We start from the raw sequence: 24,944 nt of genomic DNA on the forward strand, positions 1-24,944 counted from the left end.
CAGCCCCGGGGCCGGGCACCGGGCGCGACTCAGCGGGGCGGCACGGGCTGGTGGAAGTACCCGTTCTTGCCCGCTTCCCGGTAACCCTCCAGCCCCGGGCCCGCGTTGACGGTCAGGTCGCACTCGGCCTTCTCGGAGGTCGGCCGGTTCCAGTGGACCAGCGCCTTCACCTTCGGGAGCTTCTTCACGTCGGCGGGGATCCGGGTGTACCAGTCACGCTGGCGCGACGGGTCGTCGGCGTCGGGCGCGGTGGCGAACTCCGCGAGCATCACCGGTTTGGTGTCGGAGATGTTCGCACGCAGCCATGCGTAGCTGGGCTGCTGGCTGCGCAGGAAATCCTTCCAGTCCGTGGTGTCGTGGCAGCCGTAGTAGTTGTACTGGTCCATGGCGATCCAGTCGACGTACTCGTCCCCGGGGTAGAGGGCCTTCATCTCCTTCGCGCTGCCGAGGTAACCGGAGACGGTCCACACCCATACGACGTTGTCGGCACCCAGTTCACGGAACCGGTCGTGGAGGTGGCGGTACGCCGCGACGAACTCCGCCGGGGTGCCCGCGCCTTCCTTGATGCGGGCGTCGGTCTCCTGGTCGAAGGAGAAGAAGACACGTTTGCCGTAGGCCTTGATGCGCCGGATCTGCGGGTCGAGGATCTCCTCGTCGTACTTCCCCGAGGCGATGTTCTTCCAGCCGAGCTGGGTCTCCGACCAGTTCTCGTGGTGCGGCTCGGTCCAGACGGTGGACTCCCAGGCCAGCATGAGCAGCCTGTCCCTGCCGAGCTCCTGCTCGTCAGGGGTGAGCAGCTGCCCGTCGAGCTCGGTGCCCGACATGTCGTGGTAGTTGTACACGAGATCGAGCTTGCGGCCGATCCTCTTCTCGAAGCCGAGCACGGCGTCCTTGAGCGAGCCGTTCGCGGCGTACGGCACATAGGCGCCCCACCAGGCGCCGCAGGGCGGAACCAGCGTGCCGGTGGGGGCGCAGGGGCCGGTGGGCAGCTCGCCGGAGGCCGCGTTGTCGGGTGTGCCCCGGCCGGAGGTCTCCGCATCGCCGGACCGGCCGGCCCAGATCCCGAGCCCGACCAGCAGCGCGGCGACCGTCATCAGGACGACCGTCGTGCAGCTGCGCCTCGCGCTCCCCATGTCCCGGATCCTGCGCCGCTTCGCCGGCCTGTCCGGATCGCGCAGACGGTGCGAACCCGTCACGTGCCGTCACCGCCGGCGGGCCTGTGCCGGACGCGTTCCGCCGCGCCGCGTCGCGCGGCGGGCAGCGGCAGTCCCGGCAGGGCCGCGACGATCGTGGTGAAGGCGGCGAGCGAGACGAGGAAGGCGGTCATCGAGAATCCCTCCACCAGGAACAGAGAGGTGGCGGTGAGCACGCCGAGCGACAGGCTGACGGGCGCGGCGAGCGCGACGGCCTCCAGCCTGGCACCGGGGGCCAGCCCGCCCGGCTGCGGATACAGCGCCGCACAGCCCGGACCGAACAGGGTGAAGAGCAGCACCGGGATCCAGCGCAGCGGTGCGGGGCCGGGCACGGCGGTGGCGGCGAGCGCGAGCCAGCCCGAGACCGCGACGAGGACTCTGAGGTGCGTCCGGGTGACCCGGAGGCCCCGGATGCCGTGAGCGACATCGGTTCCGCCCCCTGCGGAGCCCGTGGAGTCGGTGGTGTTCATGGATTGACCTGACGGGACTGACTGACTGCCATCGTCACTTCGATCACCTTGTGGTCGTTCCTCGGGCGGTCGGCCGGTATTCCAGGACGACGCCGTAGGAGTGGCTTTCGACGGTCCGGAAGAGCGGTGAAGCGGAGAGCTTCGTACGCAGCGTCTCGAAGCCGCCGGGCGGCAACAGGCCCTCGCCGGCGGTGTAGATGTCCTGGGTGCGGGTGAGGACGACGTACGTCCTGGTGCCCGGCGGGATCCCGTCGGCGAGGTAACCGGCCGGGTCCTTCAGCATCTTCTCGTTCTCGGGCAGTTCCTGCTCGGCGAAGAACCAGTGCTCGAGGCGGTCGTACCGGTGCAGCGCCTGCGGGAAGGAGCCGCTGGTGGACAGGATCAGCGAGCCGTCGGGAGCGTTGTCGAGGGCGCGGGTGACCAGCGCGGTCTCCCCGGGCGGCGTGTAGTACATCTTCTCCTTGCCGTAGTACGACGGCAGGAAGCCGGCGAGCAGCACCAGCAGAACGGCCGGCAGGGCGACGGCCGCGACTCGACGCCGCACCGTCTTCATTCGGCTGCGGTGGGTTCCCGCGACGGCGGGCACGAGCGCGGCGGCGGCGAAGAAGGCCGCACCGGGCAGGCCGAACAGGTAGACACGGAACAGCATTTCGCCGCCGTAGTCGTTGACGGCGAACAGCGGGAGCGGGGCGGCGGAGACCAGCAGCAGCGGCAGCGCGCTGCGGACCAGCCGGCGCCGCAGCACGAGGGCCACCCCGGCGAGCGCGGCGACCGCGAGCACCATCAGCACGTTGGCGGTGCCCGCGAGTTCCGGTCCGGGCCCGGTCAGCTGCCCCGCGTAACCCGCGCGGGAGTTCTGCGTCAGTTCGCCGATCGACTCCTTGAGGGTGGACAGCGTCTCGACGAACAGCGGCCGCCCCATGGTCAGGTCCCAGGTGAGCATCAGCAGCACGGCGACGGCCAGCAGACCGTAATTGCGGTAGCGGCGGGTGAGGTTGAGCGCGAGCAGGCAGACGCAGAGCATCACCGGGGTGAGCTGGTGCGTGGCGTTGACGGCGGCGATCAGCGGGGCGAGGATCACCACGCAGACCGCGCGCTGCCGGTTTCCCGTGGGCGGCGGCACGGTGGCGGCGGCCGGATCGAGGAAGGAGCGGTCGCGCAGCCGTCCGGCGGAGCCGGGGCGCACGAAGTGCCGCAGCACCACGGCGATGACCGTCAGATGCAACAGGTACGCGAGCCCTTGCGGGGCGAAGTAGTCCTGGCCCACCCAGTTGGCGAGCTGGAAGATCCACACCCCGGTCCACACCAGCCGCCAGTCGTGGCTGAAGGTGCGGTAGAGCAGGACGAGTACCGGCATCAGCAGCAGGCCGAAGACGATCGGCGCCCAGTTGACGTACGCGGCGGCGCTCTCCACGCCGAAGGCGCGCACCAGCCCGGCGTTGAGCGTGAAGAAGCCCGGCCACTGGTCGTACGCGGACATGTTGCCCGACAGCGCCGCGCCCGGCCGCAGTTCACCGTTGGCGAGCAGGGTGTCGACGACGGCGTCGTGCTTGGAGGCCCACGGGTAGCGCACGGCGTCGTACAGCATCGCCGGTGGCGCCTTGAGCGCGAACAGCAGCGCGGCACAGTGCGCGGCCGGCCACCAGGGCGCGGTGCCCGCGCGCCGCAGACTGACGACGAAGCCGGCGGTGAGGACCAGCAGCGAGAGGTGGTAGGCGGCCGGCAGGCGGTCCAGCAGGCCGTAGTCGCCCATCTCCCGGAAGCCGATGCGGGGCAGCGCGTAGAACCACAGCCCGGTGGCGAGCAACAGGGTCAGCAGGGCGGGGTCGGGCGGACGGCGCGGTAGCGGCCAGGCCCTGCGGTCACCGCCGGTCGTCCGCCCCGGATCCGCCGGTCCGGCGGCCTGGCCGGGAGCGGGCAGCACGCTGCTTTCAGCGGTCGGTACGGGCACATGCTGTTGCACGCCGGAACTCCCCTCCCCCACACCAAGTATAGGAATTACCTCTGTTTTTCACACCAAAAACGTCGGACTCGCCTCTGGAGCGACAACCGCCCGATCCCACCGGATCACCCCGGTTCATCCCGTCCCACCCCGCTCAGCCGGCGAAGGCGGGGCCGCGCAGGACGGTGCGGGCCCGGCGGTACCACCGCCAGCCGACGGTCCTCAGCCCGTCCCGGTAGGGGGCGACCCGCGCGCCGTCGCCCGCCAGCCAGGCCTCCACGTCGGCGACGGTGTGGCCGCGGCGGACGATCAGGCGGGCGATGCGGTAGCGCTCGTCCCGGTCCGAGCTGAGCGCGTGCCGCACGGCGGTCGCCGTCTCGTAGCCGACGCGGGCGGCCATGGCGCGCACCCGGGGGCTGTTGTAGCCGTGCGGATAGGCGAGGTGGGGAACGGGGTGGCCGAGGGCGTCCTCCAGCACGGCCTTGGAGTCGAGCAGTTCGGCGCGCAGCTGCCTGGTGGTCAGGGTGTCGAGCTGGGCGTGGGTGACCGTGTGGCTGCCGATCTCCATGCCGGAACGTTCCAGCTGCACCGCCCGGTCCAGGGTCATCATCGGGGCGGGCGGCAGCAGACTGCGGCCGCCCGGGGTGACGGCGCCGGTGGTGAGGTACGCGGTCGCGGGCAGCGCGCGCCCGGCCAGGGCGTCGGCGGTGGGGCCGGGCAGGTCGGCGAAGCCGTCGTCGAAGGTGAGCAGCACCGGCCGGGGCGGCAGGGGGGACCGCCCGGCGAGATGCCCGGCGAGGGTACTGATGGTGACGGGCGTGCGGCCGCTGTCCACGACGGCGTCGAGATGAGCGGCGAACTCCTTGGGCGTGACGGTGAACTCGGCGATCCAGTCCGGCGGATCGTCCATGACGGCGTGGTAGAGGAAGACGGGTATGGCCGGGTTCATCTCGTCCCCCGTCCCGTGGCGTTCACCGACGCCCGCCGCGCCCGCAGGTAACCGAGCGGTCCGTACACCATCCCCCTGCGCTGCAGCCGCGACAGCCGGCGTGGCCATGGATGGGTGCGGGTGTCGTGCGCGCCCGGCGCACCGCCGCCGGCGTCCGCCTCGCGCACCTCGGTCAGCGCGCGGGCGTGCGCGAGGCCGCGCGGCAGCCGGGCGAGGAACGCCGGCAGCAGCGCGGGCCGGTTGACCAGGAGCGCGGTGAGGTAGGCGGTGAGGCCGGCGCCGTAGCCGTACGCCTGGGTCTCCAGGTCGGCCCAGGTCTCCCGGTGGTGGTGCCACACCAGCGCGTACGGCGTGTAGTGCAGCCGGTGTCCCTGGGCGAGGACGCGGACGAAGCCGTACAGGTCGTCGCCGCCCCGGGCGGGCGTGCCGGCGCCGGTGGCCGGGTCGAAGCCGCCGACGGCACGCAGCACCTCCGTGCGGAAGGCCATGTTCGCGCCGGAGCCGAAGCGGCCCGCGGTGAAGGGGAACAGCGGCTCGTCGCGGGGCGGGTCCCCCGGGTCGTACGTCGTCGGCGTGAAGCCCTTGGCGAAGCCGCCGTGGCTCTCCAGCAGGACCTGGGCCGGAGTGCGCAGCCGGGCGGGCAGGATCAGGCCGGTGGCGCAGCCGAGCCGGGGGTCGGCGGCGAAGGGCGCGGTCAGTTCGGTGAGCCAGCGGGGGTCGGCGACCACGTCGTCGTCGGTGAACGCGACGACCTCGCCCCGGACTTCCGTCAGCCCTCTGTTGTGCGCGACGGCGAGTCCGGGCACCGGCTCGCACACGTACCGCACCCGCTCGCCGTACTTGCGTTCCACCAGCTCACGGGTCTCGTCGGTCACGGGCGCGTTGTCGACGACGACGACCTCGAACCGCGGATGCTCCTGGGCGAGCAGGGAGTCCAGGGCCCGGGCGAGCTGCCCGGCCCGCTCCCGGGTGGCCACGACGACCGAGGCGTACGGCGGCTCCCCGCCGCCCCTCACCTCCACGGCCCCCGGCACCGCTTCGGAGGCCGCCTCCGTCAGCACCGCCCGCGGGTCCGCGTCCTCCGGTACCTGTACCAGCAAGGTCCCCACCGGGCGGCCTGCCCGTCTGACCAGCAGGAAAACCTCTCCGTGGGTCACCGGCGGGCTGCCCGGGCCGGGTCTCAGCACGGCCTCGGCACCGTCCAGGTCCAGTTCGGCGACCTGCACCGCGCCGATGGCCAGGAACCGCCGTATCTCCTCCTGCGTACGCGCTCTTCGGAACACCTGTCCCCCTCCTCACGCCTCACGACTCACGGCCGGCGCAGCCGTGCCGCGCCCTTCAGGGCCCGCGCCGCCAGCGCCGCCAGGCGCGGACGGGCGCGGACGAAGCCGTGCGCGCGGCGCGCGGGCGCGCGGCTCAGCCAGTGCAGCGCGGCGCCCGTGCCCGGACGGGTCACCGCCCCCTCGTAGACGGCGAGTTCGCCGGTCTTCAGCGAGTCCTTGTACACGGCCGGACCGCGCCCCATGTCGAGCATCCCGATGCCCTCGGCCGCCGCCGCCTCGGCCATCCGCAGATGCAGCACGAGACCGGGCGAGTACTTCGCGAACTCCGGGTCGTACGCCGGGAACCAGCAGGCCAGGACGGACGCCGACCGCAGCCCGAAGTGCGCGGCGACGGGGCGGTTCCCGGCGTACAGGACCGACAGCGTGCCCGTGCACTGGGCGGCCCGGGTCTCGGCGAGCCGGCCCACGAGCCGGGCGATCCACTCCCGCGCGAACCGGTCGCGCCGCCCGGTCCTGCGGTACTGCGCCGACTTCCACTCCATCAGCGCGCGCAGCGCGGCCGGGTCGCGTTCGTCGAAGACGAACCGCACGGCTCCGGCCTGGCGGCCCAGCCTGCGCTCCTTGGCCAGTGTGGTCTTCAGGAACTTGGGCGACCGGGTGCGCAGCACCGACTCGTACGTCTCGTAGCCCTTCTCCACGTCGATGACGTACGTGGCGTGCTCCTCGGCCGCGTACGGCGCGAACAACCGCTGGCCCGCCTCCAGGTTGTCGAAGGCGAAGCTCGACACCGAGCAGCCCCGCAGCAGTTCACCCGCCTCCGGGACGACACCTGGGGCCAGGACCGCGCCCTGGCAGTCCGACACTCCGAGCCCGATCGCCCGGCCCTGCCCCAACACACCCCGCTCGTACGGCAGGAAGCCCGCCGGTTGTGCGCCCGCGTACAGCACGGCGACCCGGGCCCGCGGGCGCACCCGGGCCGCGGTGATGCTGAACTCCGGTTCCATGAAGGGGTTGCGCGGTGCGTCCGCCGCGGCGCGCAGCTCCCGCCAGCGCTCCCGTTCCCCCTCGCCGAGCTCCTCGGGCCTCAGCACGCGCATGCGTCCACTGCTCACCTGACCCCCCGATCAAGTCCCCCCTGGACTCTTGGAAGGTACCGCCCGGGACCAGGTGGACGGTAGATAGCGGACCATGTTCTTGCCAAACGGGGAAAGAGTCCTGAACCGGTCCTTACCCGGCACCGAGAGAAGGGGAACCACACCGAAAGCGAGCGCAAACGGGCACGGTGAATCGGACCGTCGAGTTGTCCGTATTCTCTGATCATGGCCGCACCCACCGATTGCTCGCTCATCGCCACCGACCTGGACGGGACGCTGCTGCGCGGCGACGACACCCTCTCCGACCGGTCCCTCGCCGCGCTCGCGCGGGCGGGGCGGGCCGGTGCGCAGCACCTCGTGGTGACGGGGCGCCCGGCCCCCAGAGTGCGGCCGCTCCTGGACGACCTCGGCTGCACGGGGCTCGCGGTGTGCGGACAGGGCGCGCAGGTGTACGACGCCGGTGCGGACCGGCTGCTGTGGTCCGTGACGCTGGACCGGGAACTGGCGGAGACCGCGCTCGGCAAGATCGAGGCCGAGGTGGGGGAGGTGTACGCCGCGGTCGACCAGGACGGGGTCGACGGGCTGACGCTGATCGAGCCCGGCTATCTGATGCCGCACCCGACCCTGCCCGCGGTGCGGGTCGAGCGGCGCGGGGAGCTGTGGGACCGGCCGATCAGCAAGGTGCTGCTGCGCCATCCGGACCTGTCCGACGACGCGTTGGCGGCGGCGGCCCGGTCGGTGGTCGGTTCGCTGGCCACGGTCACCATGTCGGGGCCGGGCACCGTGGAGCTCCAGCCGTGCGGGGTGACCAAGGCGACCGGCCTTGCGCTGGCCGCCGAACACCTGGGGCTGAGCCCGGCGCGGACGATCGCCTTCGGCGACATGCCGAACGACATCCCCATGTTCGACTGGGCGGCCCACGGCGTCGCCATGGCCAACGCGCATCCCGAGCTGAAGGCGGTGGCGGACGAGGTCACCGCGTCGAACGAGGACGACGGCGTGGCCGTCGTCCTCGAGCGACTGTTCGGCGGGGCGATGACGCTCGCCCGTCAGCGGGTGGCTCAGTACGCGCCGAAGACGTTGTCGATGGAGCCGTAGCGGTCGGCGGCGTAGTTGCAGGCCGCCGTGATGTTCGCGACCGGGTCGTACGGGTCGAAGGCGGTGCCGGGCACGTGGTAGGCCGCGAAGGTCGGGTCGATGACCTGCAGCAGGCCCTTCGACGGGGTACCGGCGGCGGCGTTGGAGTCCCAGTTGTTGATGGCGTACGGGTTGCCGGAGGACTCGCGCATGATGTTGCGGTGGATGGCGTCGTAGCTGCCCGGGATGCCGTGCTGCGCCATGACGTCCAGCGACTCGCGGATCCAGCCGTCGAGGTTGTCCGGGTACGCCGTCACGGAGGCGGCGGTCGTCGTCGGCTCGGTGGTGGCCGCGGAGGCACTGGTCGCGCCGAACAGCGGCAGGGCGACCACGGCGACGCCGGCGACGGCGAGGGAGCGGGCGAGGCGGCGGCGGTGCTGACCGAAAGCAGGCATGTCTGGGTTCCTCTCCTACGCCTGCGAGGTGAGCTGTCGGGTTCGGGCGGGAGAGTGCCCGGCCGTGCCCCTGCGGGCATGGCTTCACCCCTAGCCGTTCCGGCACGTGTCCGGCCCGGCGGCTTACCTGGGTCCCCCGCTCCTGCCGTTCTGAGTGATCGTCGTGGGTTGATCCGGGCGGCGGCAGGATTAGGCGTCCACCCGGCAGGCCCGGAACGTATGCGAGAGCACATGTCGGGAACAAGTGCGGACATCACACAAGGCGCCGTTTGATCTTGCAATGGGGCTTTTGGGATGCTTGATCCTTTGCAGGTGCCAAGGGTCAACTCGGCGCTGTGGGAAGGCTGGAGGCGGGTGGCGGCGGGTGGCGGCCGGTGGCGGGGGTGGTGGATCGCGCGTGACCCACTTCACCGGGGATTCCCTCTGGGTACATTTCTCACCAAGGGGAATTCACTCGGTATTTGCGGCAAATCGGACGTCAGGGCGGGCGGGGTGATCCGCGCGGTGGGCCGCGGCCCGGAAGGCGGGCCGGGGCCGGGTCGAGGAGTGGATTGCCGCGTCCGGGAAAGGCGAGGAATGTCCGTTGTTATCAACCGATCAAAATCACTCCGTTCCTGATCCTCTGCAGCCCTGCCGGTAACCCCGGGCGCTGGCGGTGATCGAAACGTGACCGGATACGCTGACTTGAGTGAAGGCAGCGACCTATCGACATTCCGTGTAATCGCCAGTGGACACCAGCAGACAGGAGACCCCTCGTGACCGTCGTCGGGCCGTTCGGGCTGAGCGTGCGGGACCAGGCTCTGGAAGCCGATGTCCAGGCCGGAATGACGGCTGTCGAGGAAGGGCTGCTCGAGGCCACCAAGAGTGAGGTCCCCTTCATCACCGGGGCCGCCCAGCACCTGGTGCGGGCCGGTGGCAAGAGGTTCCGTCCGCTGCTGGTGATGCTCGCCGCCCAGTTCGGCGACCCCTACGCGCCCGGTGTCGTGCCCTCCGCCGTGGTGGTGGAGCTCACCCACCTGGCCACGCTGTACCACGACGACGTGATGGACGAGGCCGAGGTGCGGCGCGGGGTCGACAGCGCGAACGCCCGCTGGGGCAACTCCGTCGCGGTCCTCACCGGCGACTTCCTCTTCGCGCGGGCCTCGCACATCCTGGCCGACCTCGGTCCTGAGGCCGTGCGGGTGCAGGCCGAGGCGTTCGAGCGGCTGGTCACCGGGCAGATCCTGGAGACCGCGGGACCGCAGGACGGCCGCGACCCGGTCGACCACTACCTCGACGTGCTCGGCGGCAAGACCGGCTCGCTGGTCGCCGTCGCCTGCCGGTTCGGCGCGATGATGTCCGGGGCCGAGGAGACGGTCGTGGACGTGCTGACCCAGTACGGCGAGCGGCTCGGCGTCGCCTTCCAGCTCGCCGACGACGTCCTGGACATCGCCTCCGACTCCCACGAGTCCGGCAAGACCCCCGGCACCGACCTGCGCGAGGGCATCGCCACCCTGCCCGTGCTGCGGCTGCGCGAACGGGCGGCCCGGCTGGGTCTCGCCGACGACATCGCCCTGTGCGAGCTGCTCGACTCCGACCTCACCGACGACGTCCGGCACGCCGAGGCGCTGCGGCTGCTGCGCGCCCACCCCGCGCTGGAGCAGGCCCGCCGGGACACCGTGCGGTACGCCGAGGAGGCGCGCGCGGCGCTGGCCCCGCTGCCGGAGTGCGAGGCGAAGACGGCACTCGTGCAGCTGTGCGACGCGGTGGTGCACCGCGCGGGCTGAACCGGCCCGGACTCCCCGTGACCCCTACGGGGCGGGGGAGGAAACCGCCCCGCGTGTCATACCCCAGCAGTACGTGGAGTTGCGTCCGGGGTCTGACGAATCCGCCTGCCGGATTTGGTCAGATGGACCACGACGGACAACACCACTTCTCACCGATTCGGGTGAGAATGGCGGCTCAGGGTGAGACTGGTGCGAGGTCACGAGACGAAAAGCCGCCGCCGACTACGGAGGTAGGGCACACATGGCACCGTACGAATCCGACGACATGACGACCGCGGGGGAGGCCGACGAGCCGCGCACGCGACGGCGCAGGGCCGCGCGGTACGTCGTCCCGGTCACCGTGATGGGAGTGGCGGCCGCGACCATCGGTCTCGTCCCCGCGATCGCCGACTCCGGCGACCCCGACCTGCCGGAGATCACCGCCGCGCAGCTGATAGAGAAGATCGCGAAGTCGGACGTCGAGCAGCTGTCCGGCACCGTGAAGATCACTACGGACCTCGGTCTGCCGAACCTCGGCGGACTGGAGAGCGGCCTCACGTCCGGCGCCATGGGGCAGGGCGAGGACGGCGGCTCCTCGGCCGACCCGTCCGCCAAGCTCACCGAACTGGCGTCCGGCACGCACACCCTGCGCGTCGCGACCGACGGCCCGGACCGGCAGAAGGTGTCGCTCCTGGAGAACGCCGCCGAGTACAGCCTGATCCACAACGGCGAGGACGTCTGGGGCTACGACAGCGCGTCCAACGAGGTCTACCACGGCACCGTCGACGAGTCCGGCGAGGAGCGGGAGCAGCAGCCCCCGGCCACCCCGAAGGACTTCGCCGAGGAGGCGCTGAAGTCGGTCGACGACACCACGTCCGTGACGGTCGACGGCACCGCCCAGGTGGCCGGCCGGGACGCGTACAAGCTGGTCGTCAAGCCCAGGCAGTCCGGCTCCACGGTCGGCGCGATCAGCATCGCGGTCGACCACAGGACCGGCATGCCGCTGAAGTTCACGCTCACCCCGTCGAGCGGCGGCGCGGCCGTCGTGGACGTCGGCTTCACCGAGGTGAGCTTCGACCGGCCGGCCGCGTCGACCTTCGAGTTCACCCCGCCCAAGGGCGCCGAGGTGACCGAGGACGGCGAGCTGGACCGGGGCCGGGAGCACTCCGGGAAGCCGGAGAACGCCCCGAAGTCCGAGGAGGACCTGGCCAAGGGCCTGGACGGGCTGAAGATGCTCGGCGAGGGCTGGAACTCCGTCGCCGTCTTCGACACCGGCGCCGAGGGCGGCCTGCCCACCGGCGAGGCCGGCGGCGACCTCAGCGGCTTCCTCGGCTCGCTCGGCGACCAGGTCAAGGGCGAGTTCGGCACCGGCACGGTGTTCAGCACCCGCCTGGTGAACGCCCTGATCACCGAGGACGGCAAGGTCTACGTGGGCACCGTCACCAAGGACGCGCTCGTGAAGGCGGCCGACGCGGGGAAGTAAGGCCCCGGGACCTTACGACGTCACAGGGAACGAGGGAGCCGATGGACGAGGCGTCCGCCACGGAGCCGGAGCGGCGCGACAGCGAGACCACGGATGACGGCGTCATCGTCACCCGCGCGCTCACCAAGCGCTACCGCGGCGGACAGCTCGCCGTCGACGGTCTGCACCTGACCGTCCCGGCGGGCAGCGTCTTCGGCTTCCTCGGCCCCAACGGCTCCGGCAAGACCACCACCATCCGCATGCTGATGGGCCTGATCGAACCGACCTCCGGCACGGCGCACGTCCTGGGGCGCCCCATGCCGCGCTCCGCGCGCGCCGTGCTGCCGCACGTCGGGGCCCTCATCGAGGGCCCCGCCCTGTACGGCTTCCTCTCCGGCCGGGACAACCTCCTGCGCTACGACGCCGCCGACCCGACCGCGGACCCGCGCACCCGGCACGCCCGCGTCGCCGCCGCACTGGACCGGGTGGGCCTCACGGCCGCGGCCGGCAAGAAGGCGAAGGCGTACTCCCTCGGCATGAAGCAGCGCCTCGGCCTCGCGGCCGCCCTGCTCCAGCCGCGCCGGCTGCTCGTCCTGGACGAGCCGACCAACGGCCTCGACCCGCAGGGCATGCGGGAGATCCGCACGCTGGTGCGCGAACTGGCCTCGGACGGCACCACCGTCTTCCTCTCCTCCCACCTGCTCGACGAGATCGAGCAGGTGTGCACGCACGCCGCCGTGATGGCCCGGGGCCGGCTGATCACCCAGGGCCCGGTCGCCGACCTGGCCGCGGGCGCCCGGGGCCGGCTGGTGGTGACCACACCGGACCCGGCGGACGCGGCCCGGGTGCTGAAGGAGCAGGGGGTCGCCGATGTCGTCGTGGCGGAGGACCGGGTGACCGGCGAGGTGCCCGAGTGCGACCTCGCCGAGGTGAACGCCGCACTGGTCACCGCCGGGGTCCGGGTGCGCGGCTTCGGGGTCGAACGGGCCTCGCTGGAGGACGCGTTCGTGGCGCTGACCGGGGAGGGCTTCGATGTCGCAGGCTGAAGCGGTGCGGAGGGCGAGCCCACTGTGGACCCTCGGACTGCTGAGCAGCGAGCTGCTCACCACCTTCCGGCGCTGGCGCACCCTCGCCCTGCTCGGGGTGCTGGCCGCCGTACCGGTCCTGGTCGGCATCGCCGTACGGATCGAGACCGGTGACGGCTCGTCGGCCGGTGGCGGGGGCGGCGGGGAAGGACCGGCGTTCATCTCGCAGATCACCAACAACGGCCTGTTCCTGGTCTTCACCGCGCTCGCCGCCACGCTGCCGTTCTTCCTGCCCATGGCGATCGGGGTCGTAGCGGGCGACGCCATCGCCGGCGAGGCGAACGCCGGCACCCTGCGTTACCTCCTGGTCGCCCCCGCGGGCCGCAGCCGCCTGCTGCTCACCAAGTACGCGACGGTCATGGCCTTCTGCCTGGTCGCCACCCTCGTGGTCGCCGTGTCGGCCCTGGTCACCGGCGCGCTGCTGTTCCCGCTGGGCGATCTCACGACCATCTCGGGCACCCGGATCAGCTTCTCCGAGGGGCTGGCCAGAGCCCTGCTGATCGCCCTGGTCGTCGCCGTGTCACTGATCGGGGTGGCGGCGCTCGGCCTGTTCGTCTCGACGCTGACCAACAGCGGCATCGCGGCCATGGCGACCACGGTCGGGCTGCTGATCACGGTCCAGATCCTCGACCAGATCCCCCAGCTGCATGCCCTGCACCCCTACCTCTTCTCCCACTACTGGCTGTCCTTCGCCGACCTGATGCGCGAACCGGTCTACTGGGACGACCTGACGAAGAACCTCGGCCTCCAGGCCCTCTACGCGGCCGTGTTCGGCTCGGCGGCCTGGGCGCGGTTCACGGCGAAGGACATCACCGCGTAGGAAATACGGTGGCGGGGGCGGGACGGGGCGTGTGACGGTTCGGGCCATGGGCAACTCGAAGGCGTACCCCGTCCTGCGGACCACCGACGCGGCCGAGGCGTATCGGCAGGCCAGGCGGTTGTGTGCGCTGCTGAGAAACATTGAGGACAAGGTGTGGCTGTTCGCCGAGCCGGCCACGGTCCGTGAGGTGCGGGAGATCGCCGCGATCGCTCCCGGACTGCCCTTCGACTACTCGGAGAACCGGACCGATCCGGCGACGGGTGACTATCTCCGGTTCGACCTCGACGTGACGGCACTGGACGACGCGGCACTGGCGGAACACCTGCCGCTGACCTTTTCGGAGGACGTCGAGCGGGAGCGCGTCGAGGCCGGGATCCTGGCCGCGCTGGGCGACGGCATGGCCTCCATCGAGTGGCACGGGCGCTGGCCGGACGACTCGGACGCGGAGGTGGATTGGCCCTCGAAGTACGACGGGATCCAGGTCTTGTTCCACGGTGACGAAGCCCAGTGGGGCGACTGGACGGAGGAGCACACCGTCTTCGTCCATGTGACCAAGTGGGGAGACCTGCCCCTCGCCCAGGAACTCGCCGCCCACATAGGCAGCGAGGTCCTGGGCGAAGCCCAGCTCGGCTGGTGAGGCGGCGCCGGTCTCAGCCGGCCTCGTACGGGAAGCGGGCGAGGGGCGCCTCCCGCGCGAAGAACGTCTTGGCCCGCGCCAGCGCCTCCGTGTCCTTCAGCACGTCGCCCGGCTTGCTGCCGTTGCCGAGCAGCACCCCGCCGAAGCGCATCCCCAGGTACGCGGCCGAGTTGTTCAGCGTGCCCACCAGCGGGTCGGCGACCTCCGGCTCCTCGTGCGCGAGCGCGGTGACGCCCCAGAGGGTCCGTCCCGCCATGGCCGCCTTGAAGTCCAGACCGGGGGTGCGCAGCCAGCCGGACCAGTGGTCCAGGTAGCGCTTGGTCTGCGCGGACACCGCGTACCAGTACAGCGGCGAGGCGATCACCAGGTCCGTCGCCGCGAGGGTGGCGTCAAGCAGCAGGGCCACGTTGCCCTCCGTGGGGCGGACGTGGTCGCTGTCGTGGCGCAGGTCCTCGAAGTCGGGCAGCGGGTGGGCGGCGAGGTCGATCCACTGCTGCTCCACGTCCGGGGGCAGCTGTTCGGCGGCACGGCGGGCCAGCAGTTCGGTGTTTCCATCGGGGCGGGCGCTGCCCAGGACGAAGAGGAAACGACGGGCCATGATCATCCCCAGATGCTCGGCGTACGTCAATTACAGGCACCTGCATCATATGCATGTGCATCTACGTGTCAAAAGGGTGGCGTGGCTCCGAGCGCAGGGGGGCCGGTCGCTCAGTGGGTGGGGGCCGCTCCGCGCCGTTCCGCCTCCCGCGCCACCGCGAGCAGCAGATCCTCCCGCCCACGCGGCGCGACCAGTTGGAGCCCCGCCGGGCAGCCGTCGGCGCCGAACCCGGCCGGGAGGCTCAGCGCGGGGTGCCCGCTGACGTTGAACGCCCAGGTGAGCGCGGTCGAGTAGACCTCGCCGGGGCCCTCGTGGCCGTGCGGTGCGGTGGGCGTCGTGGGGGTGAGCAGCAGGTCGGCACGGGCGAAGAAGGCGTCCAGGCGCCGGTCGTTCTCCGCCCGGACACGGTGGGCGTCGGCGGGGTCGGCGCCGGGGGTGCGCAGGGCCAGCCATGCCGGGGCGGGGTCGAGGAGCTCCGGCGGCGACGAGGGCCGTACGAGCCGTACGACACCGGCGTCGGCCAGCCGGTCGACCGCCGCCCGGGCCAGGGCGACGGGTTCCGCGTCGGGGCCGGCGAAGCCGAGGCCGGGGGACCAGCAGGCGGAGACGGGAAGGGGGGCCGGGGCCTCGTCAGCGGTGAGCCGCCCCGACACCACCCGCCACCAGGCCGCCGCGTCCGAGGCCGTACGGGTGAGGACCCCGGGCGTCGCCAGGCCCGTACGGTCGGCCGAGGGGAGCCGGCCGCCCGTGACCTTCAGCCCGACGACCCCGCACCACGCCGCCGGGATCCGCACCGACCCCGCGCCGTCACTGCCCGTCGCCAGGGGCACCAGCCCGGCCGCCACCGACACCGCCGCCCCGGCCGAGGAACCGCCCGGCGTACGGTCCGCCCGCCACGGGTTGACGGTACGGCCGTGCGCCCCGAGTCCCCAGGTCTGCCAGGGCGTTCCCGGACCGGGCACCGACGTGGCTCCCACGGCGACACCACCGGCCGCGAGCAGCGGACCCGCGGCACGCAGCCCGTGCCGCCCCTTGACCGCGACCGGCACCCCGGCCAGCGGCAGCCGCTCCCCGGCGGCGACCCGCGCGTCCACCTCGTCCGCCCGCCGCAGCGCCTCCTCGCCCCACACCTCGAGGAACGCGCACAGCACCGGATCGGCCCGCTCGATCCGCTCCAGCGCCTCCGCGACCACCTCCACGGCCCGCAGCCGCGTCCCGCCCACGGCGGACGCGATCTCCTCGACCGAGGCGGACGCATGAGGGCCGTACTCCCGGCTGCTCAGCGCATCGCGCCCGTCAGGCGGGCCAGCGGCTCCGTCCCGCGGGGCGGCCGGCCGCTCAGGTCCCCCAGGCGCCACTCGTTCACCCAGGGCACGCGGTACACGTCGATCACCGATTCGACGATCCGGAGCCGGTGGGCGAGGGGACGCGGCAGCCGTCCCGGCGCGTCCGCCACCAGGACCACGGCCTCCAGGCCGAGTAGTCCCTGCGGCGCCTCGCCGCGCCGGACCGTGTCCACCGCCGGGACCACGGCGTCCAGGCCGGCCGCATGGGTCCGGGCGACGAGCAGCACCGACCGCGGATCGGCGGGGCCGGGCCAGGCGCGTCCGCTGTCGTGACCGCCGTAGACCGCGGCGAGCGTGGAGACGCCCGCGCCGCCGTGCAGACCGACCCAGGAGAAGCGGCGGGCCGTCGCCCGCGCGGGGGCGGGCTCCGGCGGGGCAGCCTCCGGCACCGCCACCGGCCCCCGGATCCAGATCTCCGGTCCTTGTCCCATGTCCCCTCTCCTGTCCGCCGCCTCGATTCTCCTGCTCTCCACCTCGGTCTTCATGCCGCCGGACGGACGGGAAACCGGCGCGGACGGCCGTTGGGACGAGCCTGTGACAACGCGGTGACGTGAGAAGCGCGGGCGAGCGGACAGACTCGACGGTAGGTGTACGACCCGAATGAGGGAACGATGTCTCGACTCAGCCGCGAGAAGAAGCGGGAACAGCAGCAGGCCGCCCATGCGGCGAACCTTGCGGCAGCGCCGATCGACGTCCGTGTCCCGGTCGGCGGGGCGGATGCGGGCCGGGCGTCGGTCGGCGGGGTGACGGTGATCGCGGGGCCCGGCGAGGAGATCCAGCGGGCGGTGCTGAACCGCCTCCACCGCATCGCCATCGCCTCCGGTCACGCCGTCCTCGCCACCGTGCACGACGAGCGCCTCGGCTATGTCATTCCGCTCCAGGTCGACCCGGACGGCTCCAGCCACTTCACGGCGCAGCCCGCCCCGACGGCACCGGCGCAGGGCCGGGAGCCGGTGCGGGAGCCCGATACGGAGCGGCCGACGCACCTCCTGCACCCCGTCCCCGAGCCGGCACCGGCGCCGACGCCGGAAGGGAAGTCCGGACCGGCTCCCGTACGGGACACCACCCCCACCTTCGAACTGTGCCCCGTCCCCGAGCCGGAGACTCCCCGGGACGCCGTACCGACGTTCCGGCTGCGCGCCGTGCCCGAGTCGGCGGAGATCACGCCGCCCGGTACGGTCGCACCTCCGAGGGGCGAGTTCGGCCCGCCCCCGGCCATGGACGCGAGGCCGCGTCCCTACTTCGGGACGGACCGGTCCCGGACACACGAAACCGCACCATCCCCCGAGCTCGAGCTCGAGCCCGTACTCGACCCCTGCCCCAAGCCCACCCCGCCCCGGGGTTTCGACGCCGTGGCGGAGGCGGTGCTCGGGGACGAACCCCTCGCCGCCGGCGCGGGCCACCTCGCCGAACCCATGGCCCGGGTCAACGACGCCGTCCGGGCGGGCAGGATCGACGCGGCGGCCCGGCTGGCCGAGGAGACCGTGGCGGAGGCCTCGGGAACACTGGGGCCGGAGCACCCGGAACTGCTGCGGCTGCGCGAACTCGCCGCCTACATCGCCTACCTGGCCGGTGAGCCGCTGCGCGCCTTCCGCATCTCCCTCGACCTCGCCGTGATCTGCCGCCGCGCGGGGGACGCGGAGGCCGCCTACGGCAACGTCCGCAGCGCGGCGACCGCATGGCGCGCGGTGCGTGACCCGCTGCTCGGACTGGAACTCGGGCACGAGCTGATCGCCCTGTGGACCGAGCTCACCGCCGAGGACGGCCCCGCCGCCGACGAGATCGAGGAACTGGAGTCCGCCCGCGCCCGCATGGGCCGGCTGACCTCCCGCGCCCGCACGCGGCAGACCTGAGCGGTCCCGCCGCACCCAGGGGTTTTCCCTAGTGCAGGCAGAATTCATTGCCTTCCGGATCGGTCATCACCAGCCACCCTCCGGAAGGCTCCTTCACCCGCCGCAGCACGCGCGCGCCGAGCTCCTCCAGCCGGGCGAGCTCCTCCTCGCGGCGCCCCGCACCGGGATGCAGATCGAGATGGAGCCGGTTCTTGACCGTCTTCTCCTCCGGCACGCGCTGGAACAGCAGCCGCCGTCCACGGCCGGTGCCGCTCTCCTCCTCGTACGGGTCGTCGGGGTGCCGTACCGCCGCCAGGTCGCGCCAGGCCCGGCGGCCGTGGGACTCGACGGTCAGCTCGGCCGGGACGGCGCCCGCACCCAGCAGTTTTTCGATGAGCGCGCTGTTGTCCTCGACCACGTAGCGCAGGGCGGCGGCCCAGAAGTCGGCCTGCGCGTGCGGGGCGGCCGCGTCGATGACGACCTTCCAGTGCACGGGGGTGGCCGGTGTCGGTGTCTGCGTCATACGACCAGTTATAGGACGCGGCTCCGACAACGCCCGGCTCTACGGCCTGGCCTCCAGCCGGCCCGCCTCGGCCGCGGCGGGCACGCTCCCGGTGCTCACCGTGCCGGCGGCCGGCACGCTGGCCCCGGTCACGCCGGTCTTCCCGGCCGGCGCACGGGCACCCCGGCGGGCGGTGCGCAGCGCGTCCCAGGTGAGGAGGGTGAGCGCCAGCCACACCAGCGCGAAACCGGCCCAGCGCTCGGGCGGCATGGCCTCCTTGAAGTAGAGGATGCCGAGCAGGAACTGGAAGACCGGCGCCAGGTACTGCAGCAGCCCCAGCGTGGACAGCGGTACGCGGATCGCGGCGGCGCCGAAGCAGACCAGGGGGAGTGCGGTGACGATCCCGGTCGCGGCGAGCAGCGCGGCGTGCCCGGCCCCTTCGGCGGCGAACGTGGAATCGCCCCGGCCGCTCAGCCACAGCAGGTAGCCGAGCGCGGGCAGGAACTGGATCGCGGTCTCGGCGGCCAGCGACTCGACGCCGCCGAGGTTGACCTTCTTCTTCACCAGCCCGTACGTGGCGAAGGAGAAGGCGAGGCAGAGCGAGATCCACGGCGGCTGGCCGTAACCGACGGTGAGGACGAGCACCGCCGCGGCGCCCACCCCGACCGCCGCCCACTGCGCGGGCCGCAGGCGCTCCTTCAGCAGCAGCACGCCCATCGCGATCGTGACCAGCGGGTTGATGAAGTAGCCGAGGGAGGCCTCGACGACGTGCCCGGAGTTCACGGACCAGATGTAGACGCCCCAGTTGACGGTGATGACCGCCGCGGCGACCGTGATCAGCGCCAGCTTGCGCGGCTGCCGCAGCAGCTCGCCGAGCCAGGCCCAGCGGCGTATGAAGAGCAGGGCGGCCGCGACGAAGAGCAGTGACCAGACCATCCGGTGGGCCAGGATCTCCACGGCCCCGGCGGGCTTGAGCAGGGGCCAGAACAGGGGGACGAGCCCCCACATCCCGTACGCGGCGAAGCCGTTCAGCAGTCCTGTGCGCCGCTCTGCGGCCGGCTTCCCGGTCACGGGCCCCTCCTTCGTGTCCGACGCGTGCCCTGTCCTCGGCGATGCCCGCGCACGCGCGCGGTGCTCGCCGGACGACGGTAACGCCGGACACCCCCGCGTGTCATGTCCGTACCGGCATACGGTCATGACCGGCGGGGGTGAGGGCCGGGTGGACCTTCGGGTCAGCCCTTGAGGGCGGCGGCGACGGCCTCGGCGAGCGGGGTGGTCGGACGGCCGGCCAGCCGGGACAGATCGCCGCTGTCGACGACCAGCTCCCCCTTCTCGATCGAGACGTCCACGCCCGCCAGCACGGCGGCCATCGGCTCGGGCACCCCGGCACCGGCCAGGATGCCGGTGAGCGCCTCGGGCGTGACCGGGTTGTAGACGATCTCCCTGCCGGTCTGCCGGCTCAGCTCCGCCGCGTACTCGGTGAAGCTCCACGCCTCGTCGCCGCCCAGCTCGTACGTCTTGTTCTCGTGCCCCTCGCCGGTCAGTACGGCGACGGCGGCGGCCGCGTAGTCGGCCCGCGAGGCGGAGGAGATCCGGCCCTGACCGGCGGCGGCGACCACCGCGTCGTGGGCGAGCACCGGGGCGAGGTTCTCGGTGTAGTTCTCGTGGTACCAGCCGTTGCGCAGCAGCACGTACGGGACGCCCGAGCCCAGCAGCGCCTCCTCGGTGCCGCGGTGGTCGTCGGCGAGTGCGGTGGTCAGGGGGCCGGGGGCGCTGGTGTACGCGAGCAGGGCGACGCCCGCGGCCTTCGCGGCGTCGATGACGACCCGGTGCTGACCCACCCGGCCCTTGTCGAACTCGTTGCCGGAGACCAGCAGGACCTTGTCGCCGGCCGCGAACAGGCCGTCGAAGGTCTCGGGGGCGTTGTAGTCGGCGACCGCGATCCGCACCCCGCGTCCGGCGAGGTCCGCCGCCTTCTCCGCGCTGCGGACGACGGCGGTGACCTGCTCGGCCGGAACCTTCTCCAGCAGCTGTTCCACGACGTGACGGCCGAGGTGTCCGGTGGCGCCGGTGACGACGATGCTCATGATGCAGAACTCCTGTGGGGATGCGTGTGCGGGTGTGCCACTCACCCTAGGAGTTACGCTAACTAATGGAAAGTACCCACTTTGAAGTAAGGTACTGGCATGGCGGTAAGTGATGGTGTCCGGTGGAACGACGGCGAGGCGATGTGCCCGCACCGGCTGGTCCTGGAGCATGTGACGAGTCGCTGGGGCGTGCTCGTGCTGATCCAGCTGCTGGAGCGCCCGTACCGCTTCAGCGAACTGCGCCGGGCGATCGGCAGGGTCAGCGAGAAGATGCTCACCCAGACCCTCCAGACCCTGGAGCGCGACGGCATGGTCCACCGCGACGCCAAGCCGGTCATCCCGCCCCGCGTCGACTACTCCCTCACCGGCCTGGGCCGCGAGGCGGCCGAGCAGGTGCGCGACCTGGCGCTGTGGACCGAGAAGCGCATGGCCGACGTCCTCGCCGCCCGCCAGGCGTACGACGAGACCCGGGCGCCGTAGCGCACCGGGCCTCGTTCGAGCCGTCGGCGGGGTTCAGCCCACGACCGTCCAGGTGTCGCCGCCGGTGAGCAGGGAGGCGAGGTCGCCCTTGCCCTGCTGTTCGACGGCGGTGTCGAGCTGCTCGGCCATGAGGGTGTCGTAGACGGGCCGGTCGACGGAGCGGAAGACGCCGATCGGGGTGTTGTGCAGGGTGCTGGGGTCCGCGAGCCGGGACAGCGCGAACGCCGTGGTGGGGGACGCGGCGTGGGCATCGTGGACGAGGATGTCGGCCTCGTTGTCGGCCGTCACCGTGACCACCTTCAGGTCACCGGTGGCCGGGTCGCGCACGACGCCCTTGGAACCCTCCGCGCCGAAGCGGATCGGCGCGCCGTGCTCCAGGCGGATGACGGCCTCCTCGGCCTGCCGGCGGTCCTTGAGGACCTCGAAGGCGCCGTCGTTGAAGATGTTGCAGTTCTGGTAGATCTCCACCAGGGCGGTACCGGGGTGGTCGGCGGCCTGCCGCAGGACCTCGGTGAGGTGCTTGCGGTCGGAGTCGACGGTGCGGGCGACGAAGGACGCCTCGGCACCGATGGCCAGGGACACCGGGTTGAACGGCGCGTCCAGCGATCCCATCGGGGTCGACTTGGTGATCTTGCCGACCTCGGAGGTCGGGCTGTACTGGCCCTTGGTCAGGCCGTAGATCCGGTTGTTGAAGAGCAGGATCTTGAGGTTGACGTTGCGGCGCAGGGCGTGGATGAGGTGGTTGCCGCCGATGGAGAGGGCGTCGCCGTCACCGGTGACGACCCAGACGGACAGGTCGCGGCGGGAGGTGGCCAGGCCGGTGGCGATGGCGGGGGCGCGGCCGTGGATGGAGTGCATCCCGTAGGTGTTCATGTAGTACGGGAAGCGGGAGGAGCAGCCGATGCCGGAGACGAAGACGATGTTCTCCTTCGCCAGGCCGAGCTGGGGCATGAAGCCCTGGACGGCGGCCAGGACGGCGTAGTCGCCGCAGCCGGGGCACCAGCGCACTTCCTGGTCGGACTTGAAGTCCTTCATGGACTGCCGGCCCTCGGCCTTGGGCACCAGCTTCAGTGCTTCAGTCATCGATGGCCTCCTTGAGGACCGTGGCGAGCTGCTCCGCCTTGAACGGCATGCCGTTGACCTGGTTGTACGAGTGGGCGTCGACCAGGTACTTCGCCCGGATGAGCGTGGCGAGCTGCCCGAGGTTCATCTCGGGGACCACCACCTTGTCGTACCTCTCCAGGACCGTGCCGAGGTTGTGCGGGAAGGGGTTGAGGTGGCGCAGATGGGCCTGCGCGATCCGGCCGCCCTCCTTGCGGATACGGCGCACGGCGGCCGTGATCGGCCCGTAGGTCGACCCCCAGCCCAGCACCAGGGCCTTCGCTCGGTCCGGGTCGTCGACCTCGATGTCGGGTACGTCGATGCCGTCGATCTTCGCCTGCCGGGTGCGGACCATGAAGTCGTGGTTGGCGGGGTCGTAGGAGATGTTGCCCGTGCCGTCCTGCTTCTCGATGCCGCCGATGCGGTGCTCGAGACCCGGGGTGCCGGGGACGGCCCAGGGCCGGGCCAGGGTCTGTGGATCCCGCTTGTACGGCCAGAACACCTCGGTGCCGTCGTCCAGCGCGTGGTTCGGTCCCCGCGCGAACCGCACGGTCAGGTCCGGCAACTCCTGGAGGTCCGGGACGCGCCAGGGCTCGCTGCCGTTGGCGAGGTAGCCGTCGGAGAGGAGGAACACCGGCGTGCGGTAGGCCAGGGCGATGCGGGCCGCCTCCAGGGCGGCGTCGAAGCAGTCGGCCGGGGTGCGGGGCGCGACCACCGGGACCGGCGCCTCGCCGTTGCGGCCGTACAGGGCCTGGAGCAGGTCCGCCTGCTCGGTCTTGGTCGGCAGGCCGGTGGACGGGCCGCCGCGCTGGATGTCCACGATCAGCAGCGGCAGCTCCAGCGACACCGCCAGGCCGATGGTCTCGGACTTCAGGGCCACACCGGGACCGGAGGTGGTGGTGACCGCCAGCGAGCCGCCGAAGGCCGCCCCCAGTGCCGCACCGATGCCGGCGATCTCGTCCTCGGCCTGGAAGGTCCGCACGCCGAAGTTCTTGTGCCGGCTCAGCTCGTGCAGGATGTCCGAGGCGGGGGTGATCGGGTAGGAGCCGAGGTAGAGCGGCAGATCCGCCTGGCGGGACGCGGCGATCAGTCCGTAGGACAGGGCCAGGTTCCCGGAGATGTTGCGGTAGACGCCGGGCGGGAACGCCTTCGCCGCCGGGGCCACCTCGTAGGAGACCGCGAAGTCCTCCGTCGTCTCGCCGAAGTTCCAGCCCGCCCGGTAGGCCGCGATATTGGCCGCCGCGATGTCGGGCTTCCTGGCGAACTTCGACCGCAGGAACTTCTCCGTGCCCTCGGTGGGCCGGTGGTACATCCAGCTCAGCAGCCCGAGGGCGAACATGTTCTTGCTGCGCTCGGCCTCCTTGCGGGTGAGGTCGAACTCCTTGAGCGCCTCCACGGTCAGCGTGGTCAGCGGCACCGGGTGCAGGCTGTAGCCGTCCAGAGAGCCGTCCTCCAGCGGGCTGCTGTCGTAGCCGACCTTCTGCATCGCCCGCTTGGTGAACTCGTCCGTGTTGACGATGATCTCCGCGCCGCGCGGCAGGTCCCCGATGTTGGCCTTCAGCGCGGCCGGGTTCATCGCCACCAGCACGTTCGGCGCGTCGCCGGGGGTGAGGATGTCGTGGTCGGCGAAATGGAGCTGGAAGGACGACACACCGGGCAGGGTGCCGGCGGGCGCGCGGATCTCGGCCGGGAAGTTCGGCAGCGTGGAGAGGTCGTTGCCGAACGACGCGGTCTCCGAGGTGAAACGGTCACCGGTGAGCTGCATACCGTCACCCGAGTCCCCCGCGAACCTGATGATCACTCGGTCGAGCCGGCGGACGTCCTTCGCACCCGCCGCTCTGCGCTGCTCCCCTACGACTGCTCCGTCGGCTTGCTCCGCTGGACTGCTGACCTGACTGGTCACTGAACTGGACCTCCTCGAGGCGGCTGTCCGGGACGGCCTTCCCGTAGGCCTTCCCCGCATAAACCCTACGTCCGTAAGGGTCGCCTTCCTCGGGTCATTCGCATGGTGGACACGACTTCGAGACGTCCTCGCTCAGGAATTGAGGTAGGTGAGAACGGCCAGTACCCGGCGGTGATCACCGCCGCTCGGGGACAGCCCCAGCTTCAGGAAAATATTGCTGACGTGCTTCTCCACGGCGCCGTCGCTGACCACCAGCTGCCCGGCGATCGCCGAGTTCGTCCGGCCCTCCGCCATCAGCCCCAGGACCTCCCGCTCACGCGGGGTGAGTCCCGCGAGCACGTCCTGCTTGCGGCTGCGCCCCAGCAACTGCGCGACCACCTCGGGATCCAGAGCCGTGCCGCCCCGGGCCACGCGCACCACCGCGTCCACGAACTCGCGGACCTCGGCCACCCGGTCCTTGAGCAGATAACCGACGCCACGGCTGGAACCGGCGAGCAACTCCGTGGCGTAGCGCTCCTCCACGTACTGCGACAGCACCAGCACACCGATGCCCGGATGCGTCCTGCGCAGCTGCACCGCGGCCCGTACCCCCTCGTCCGTGTGCGTCGGCGGCATCCGTACGTCGGCCACCACGACGTCCGGGAGGAGGTTCTCCCCGTCCAGCTCGGTGATGGTCTTGATCAGCGCTTCACCGTCACCGACACCGGCCACGACCTCGTGCCCACGGTCGGTCAGCAGCCGGGTCAGGCCCTCCCGCAGCAGCACCGAATCCTCGGCGATGACCACCCGCACCCTGTTCTCCACGTTCCTCGGCCCCCATGCCCCTGATCCGGTCCCGCCCCCATGGCGGGCCCGGTCGTCGGATCCAGCATCCCAGCATCCG

At 71.9% G+C, this 24,944-nt stretch carries 24 protein-coding genes and 1 riboswitch; of the genes, 8 read left to right on the plus strand and 16 right to left on the minus strand.

Going from position 1 to position 24,944, the window contains the following annotated elements; translation table 11 throughout:
* Positions 1 to 29: 29 nt before the first annotated feature.
* The 6 genes from ACFXAE_RS07250 to ACFXAE_RS07275 form a co-directional block, all read right to left on the minus strand.
* Complete coding sequence (locus tag ACFXAE_RS07250; protein ID WP_384709342.1) at positions 30 to 1,133, minus strand: glycoside hydrolase family 26 protein; 1,104 nt, start codon at positions 1,131 to 1,133, stop codon at positions 30 to 32.
* A 59-nt stretch (positions 1,134 to 1,192) separates the two neighbouring features.
* Positions 1,193 to 1,663, minus strand: coding sequence for a hypothetical protein (locus tag ACFXAE_RS07255; protein ID WP_384709345.1), 471 nt, complete (start codon positions 1,661 to 1,663; stop codon positions 1,193 to 1,195).
* A gap of 43 nt (positions 1,664 to 1,706) precedes the next feature.
* Positions 1,707 to 3,626: a hypothetical protein gene (locus ACFXAE_RS07260; protein ID WP_384709348.1), complete on the minus strand. Its 1,920-nt coding sequence runs from the start codon at positions 3,624 to 3,626 to the stop codon at positions 1,707 to 1,709.
* A 133-nt stretch (positions 3,627 to 3,759) separates the two neighbouring features.
* Positions 3,760 to 4,554 carry a polysaccharide deacetylase family protein gene (locus ACFXAE_RS07265; protein ID WP_384709351.1) on the minus strand — a complete coding sequence of 265 codons (795 nt, stop codon included), beginning with the start codon at positions 4,552 to 4,554 and terminating at the stop codon, positions 3,760 to 3,762.
* Positions 4,551 to 5,837 carry a glycosyltransferase gene (locus ACFXAE_RS07270; RefSeq protein WP_384709354.1) on the minus strand — a complete coding sequence of 429 codons (1,287 nt, stop codon included), beginning with the start codon at positions 5,835 to 5,837 and terminating at the stop codon, positions 4,551 to 4,553. Before ACFXAE_RS07270 ends, ACFXAE_RS07265 begins: the two co-directional genes overlap by 4 nt.
* A 26-nt stretch (positions 5,838 to 5,863) precedes the next feature.
* Positions 5,864 to 6,934: a GNAT family N-acetyltransferase gene (locus ACFXAE_RS07275; RefSeq protein WP_384709357.1), complete on the minus strand. Its 1,071-nt coding sequence runs from the start codon at positions 6,932 to 6,934 to the stop codon at positions 5,864 to 5,866.
* Between the two features lie 222 nt (positions 6,935 to 7,156).
* On the opposite strand from ACFXAE_RS07275, the gene ACFXAE_RS07280 reads away from it, so the two are divergent.
* Positions 7,157 to 8,029: an HAD family hydrolase gene (locus ACFXAE_RS07280; RefSeq protein WP_384709360.1), complete on the plus strand. Its 873-nt coding sequence runs from the start codon at positions 7,157 to 7,159 to the stop codon at positions 8,027 to 8,029.
* On the opposite strand, the gene ACFXAE_RS07285 is transcribed toward ACFXAE_RS07280, so the two are convergent.
* Entirely contained in the window at positions 7,993 to 8,463 is a 471-nt protein-coding gene (locus ACFXAE_RS07285; protein WP_384709363.1) for a transglycosylase SLT domain-containing protein, read from the minus strand. The two genes, ACFXAE_RS07280 and ACFXAE_RS07285, sit on opposite strands and share 37 nt — an antisense overlap.
* A gap of 5 nt (positions 8,464 to 8,468) precedes the next feature.
* Positions 8,469 to 8,637: riboswitch (cyclic di-AMP (ydaO/yuaA leader) on the minus strand.
* Positions 8,638 to 9,218: 581 nt separating this feature from the next.
* Between ACFXAE_RS07285 and ACFXAE_RS07290 the strand changes: the two genes are divergently transcribed.
* The 5 genes from ACFXAE_RS07290 (at position 9,219) to ACFXAE_RS07310 (ending at position 14,212) form a co-directional block, all read left to right on the plus strand.
* Entirely contained in the window at positions 9,219 to 10,229 is a 1,011-nt protein-coding gene (locus tag ACFXAE_RS07290; protein WP_384709366.1) for a polyprenyl synthetase family protein, read from the plus strand.
* 241 nt (positions 10,230 to 10,470) lie between these two features.
* On the plus strand, positions 10,471 to 11,691 hold the full coding sequence (locus tag ACFXAE_RS07295; RefSeq protein ID WP_384709369.1) for an outer membrane lipoprotein carrier protein LolA: 1,221 nt from the start codon (positions 10,471 to 10,473) through the stop codon (positions 11,689 to 11,691).
* A gap of 41 nt (positions 11,692 to 11,732) precedes the next feature.
* Positions 11,733 to 12,716 carry an ABC transporter ATP-binding protein gene (locus ACFXAE_RS07300; RefSeq protein WP_384709371.1) on the plus strand — a complete coding sequence of 328 codons (984 nt, stop codon included), beginning with the start codon at positions 11,733 to 11,735 and terminating at the stop codon, positions 12,714 to 12,716.
* Positions 12,703 to 13,575, plus strand: coding sequence for an ABC transporter permease (locus ACFXAE_RS07305; RefSeq protein ID WP_384709374.1), 873 nt, complete (start codon positions 12,703 to 12,705; stop codon positions 13,573 to 13,575). Before ACFXAE_RS07300 ends, ACFXAE_RS07305 begins: the two co-directional genes overlap by 14 nt.
* Positions 13,576 to 13,621: 46 nt before the next feature.
* Positions 13,622 to 14,212 (plus strand): hypothetical protein, encoded by a 591-nt coding sequence (locus ACFXAE_RS07310; protein WP_384709377.1) that lies wholly within the window; start codon positions 13,622 to 13,624, stop codon positions 14,210 to 14,212.
* A gap of 13 nt (positions 14,213 to 14,225) precedes the next feature.
* Here the strand turns inward: ACFXAE_RS07310 and ACFXAE_RS07315 are convergent, their stop codons facing one another.
* The 3 genes from ACFXAE_RS07315 to ACFXAE_RS07325 form a co-directional block, all read right to left on the minus strand.
* A complete protein-coding gene (locus tag ACFXAE_RS07315) occupies positions 14,226 to 14,810 on the minus strand; it encodes a flavodoxin family protein (RefSeq protein ID WP_384709606.1) in 585 nt (194 codons plus the stop codon).
* Positions 14,811 to 14,920: 110 nt separating this feature from the next.
* Positions 14,921 to 16,033 (minus strand): amidase, encoded by a 1,113-nt coding sequence (locus ACFXAE_RS07320; protein WP_384709380.1) that lies wholly within the window; start codon positions 16,031 to 16,033, stop codon positions 14,921 to 14,923.
* A 56-nt stretch (positions 16,034 to 16,089) separates the two neighbouring features.
* Positions 16,090 to 16,587, minus strand: coding sequence for a hypothetical protein (locus ACFXAE_RS07325; RefSeq protein ID WP_384709383.1), 498 nt, complete (start codon positions 16,585 to 16,587; stop codon positions 16,090 to 16,092).
* A 180-nt stretch (positions 16,588 to 16,767) separates the two neighbouring features.
* Here ACFXAE_RS07325 and ACFXAE_RS07330 point away from each other — a divergent pair, with 180 nt between their 5' ends.
* Positions 16,768 to 18,009 (plus strand): tetratricopeptide repeat protein, encoded by a 1,242-nt coding sequence (locus tag ACFXAE_RS07330; protein WP_384709386.1) that lies wholly within the window; start codon positions 16,768 to 16,770, stop codon positions 18,007 to 18,009.
* Between the two features lie 28 nt (positions 18,010 to 18,037).
* Here ACFXAE_RS07330 and ACFXAE_RS07335 read toward each other — a convergent pair whose 3' ends face one another.
* The 3 genes from ACFXAE_RS07335 to ACFXAE_RS07345 all read right to left on the minus strand — a co-directional run bounded on the left by ACFXAE_RS07335 (position 18,038) and on the right by ACFXAE_RS07345 (position 20,577).
* Positions 18,038 to 18,511, minus strand: a complete 474-nt coding sequence (locus tag ACFXAE_RS07335; RefSeq protein ID WP_384709389.1) for a VOC family protein — start codon at positions 18,509 to 18,511, stop codon at positions 18,038 to 18,040.
* 39 nt (positions 18,512 to 18,550) lie between these two features.
* Entirely contained in the window at positions 18,551 to 19,561 is a 1,011-nt protein-coding gene (gene rarD / locus ACFXAE_RS07340) for an EamA family transporter RarD (RefSeq protein WP_384709392.1), read from the minus strand.
* Positions 19,562 to 19,722: 161 nt separating this feature from the next.
* Positions 19,723 to 20,577, minus strand: a complete 855-nt coding sequence (locus ACFXAE_RS07345) for an SDR family oxidoreductase (RefSeq protein ID WP_384709395.1) — start codon at positions 20,575 to 20,577, stop codon at positions 19,723 to 19,725.
* A gap of 99 nt (positions 20,578 to 20,676) precedes the next feature.
* Here ACFXAE_RS07345 and ACFXAE_RS07350 point away from each other — a divergent pair, with 99 nt between their 5' ends.
* Positions 20,677 to 21,057 carry a winged helix-turn-helix transcriptional regulator gene (locus ACFXAE_RS07350; RefSeq protein WP_384709398.1) on the plus strand — a complete coding sequence of 127 codons (381 nt, stop codon included), beginning with the start codon at positions 20,677 to 20,679 and terminating at the stop codon, positions 21,055 to 21,057.
* Positions 21,058 to 21,090: 33 nt separating this feature from the next.
* Here the strand turns inward: ACFXAE_RS07350 and ACFXAE_RS07355 are convergent, their stop codons facing one another.
* The 3 genes from ACFXAE_RS07355 to ACFXAE_RS07365 form a co-directional block, all read right to left on the minus strand.
* Positions 21,091 to 22,140, minus strand: coding sequence for a 2-oxoacid:ferredoxin oxidoreductase subunit beta (locus ACFXAE_RS07355; RefSeq protein ID WP_384709401.1), 1,050 nt, complete (start codon positions 22,138 to 22,140; stop codon positions 21,091 to 21,093).
* Positions 22,133 to 24,061: a 2-oxoacid:acceptor oxidoreductase subunit alpha gene (locus ACFXAE_RS07360; RefSeq protein ID WP_384709404.1), complete on the minus strand. Its 1,929-nt coding sequence runs from the start codon at positions 24,059 to 24,061 to the stop codon at positions 22,133 to 22,135. The genes ACFXAE_RS07355 and ACFXAE_RS07360 overlap by 8 nt, the downstream gene beginning before the upstream one ends.
* A 132-nt stretch (positions 24,062 to 24,193) precedes the next feature.
* A complete protein-coding gene (locus ACFXAE_RS07365) occupies positions 24,194 to 24,865 on the minus strand; it encodes a response regulator (protein ID WP_384709408.1) in 672 nt (223 codons plus the stop codon).
* Between the last annotated feature and the right edge of the window lie 79 nt (positions 24,866 to 24,944).

The organism is Streptomyces sp. NPDC059454, from assembly GCF_042749965.1.
GTDB lineage: Bacteria > Actinomycetota > Actinomycetes > Streptomycetales > Streptomycetaceae > Streptomyces.

What these genes read in the sequence shown, in the direction of transcription:
- ACFXAE_RS07285 (WP_384709363.1), bottom strand. Translation starts at nt 8,463, where the DNA reads ATGCCTGCTTTCGGTCAGCACCGCCGCCGCCTCGCCCGCTCCCTCGCC.
- ACFXAE_RS07345 (WP_384709395.1), bottom strand. Translation starts at nt 20,577, where the DNA reads ATGAGCATCGTCGTCACCGGCGCCACCGGACACCTCGGCCGTCACGTC.
- ACFXAE_RS07305 (WP_384709374.1), top strand. Translation starts at nt 12,703, where the DNA reads ATGTCGCAGGCTGAAGCGGTGCGGAGGGCGAGCCCACTGTGGACCCTC.
- ACFXAE_RS07315 (WP_384709606.1), bottom strand. Translation starts at nt 14,810, where the DNA reads ATGGCCCGTCGTTTCCTCTTCGTCCTGGGCAGCGCCCGCCCCGATGGA.
- ACFXAE_RS07350 (WP_384709398.1), top strand. Translation starts at nt 20,677, where the DNA reads ATGGCGGTAAGTGATGGTGTCCGGTGGAACGACGGCGAGGCGATGTGC.
- ACFXAE_RS07330 (WP_384709386.1), top strand. Translation starts at nt 16,768, where the DNA reads ATGTCTCGACTCAGCCGCGAGAAGAAGCGGGAACAGCAGCAGGCCGCC.
- ACFXAE_RS07280 (WP_384709360.1), top strand. Translation starts at nt 7,157, where the DNA reads ATGGCCGCACCCACCGATTGCTCGCTCATCGCCACCGACCTGGACGGG.
- ACFXAE_RS07250 (WP_384709342.1), bottom strand. Translation starts at nt 1,133, where the DNA reads ATGGGGAGCGCGAGGCGCAGCTGCACGACGGTCGTCCTGATGACGGTC.
- ACFXAE_RS07275 (WP_384709357.1), bottom strand. Translation starts at nt 6,934, where the DNA reads ATGCGCGTGCTGAGGCCCGAGGAGCTCGGCGAGGGGGAACGGGAGCGC.
- ACFXAE_RS07300 (WP_384709371.1), top strand. Translation starts at nt 11,733, where the DNA reads ATGGACGAGGCGTCCGCCACGGAGCCGGAGCGGCGCGACAGCGAGACC.
- ACFXAE_RS07355 (WP_384709401.1), bottom strand. Translation starts at nt 22,140, where the DNA reads ATGACTGAAGCACTGAAGCTGGTGCCCAAGGCCGAGGGCCGGCAGTCC.
- ACFXAE_RS07310 (WP_384709377.1), top strand. Translation starts at nt 13,622, where the DNA reads ATGGGCAACTCGAAGGCGTACCCCGTCCTGCGGACCACCGACGCGGCC.
- ACFXAE_RS07295 (WP_384709369.1), top strand. Translation starts at nt 10,471, where the DNA reads ATGGCACCGTACGAATCCGACGACATGACGACCGCGGGGGAGGCCGAC.
- ACFXAE_RS07335 (WP_384709389.1), bottom strand. Translation starts at nt 18,511, where the DNA reads ATGACGCAGACACCGACACCGGCCACCCCCGTGCACTGGAAGGTCGTC.
- ACFXAE_RS07265 (WP_384709351.1), bottom strand. Translation starts at nt 4,554, where the DNA reads ATGAACCCGGCCATACCCGTCTTCCTCTACCACGCCGTCATGGACGAT.
- ACFXAE_RS07255 (WP_384709345.1), bottom strand. Translation starts at nt 1,663, where the DNA reads ATGAACACCACCGACTCCACGGGCTCCGCAGGGGGCGGAACCGATGTC.
- ACFXAE_RS07325 (WP_384709383.1), bottom strand. Translation starts at nt 16,587, where the DNA reads ATGGGACAAGGACCGGAGATCTGGATCCGGGGGCCGGTGGCGGTGCCG.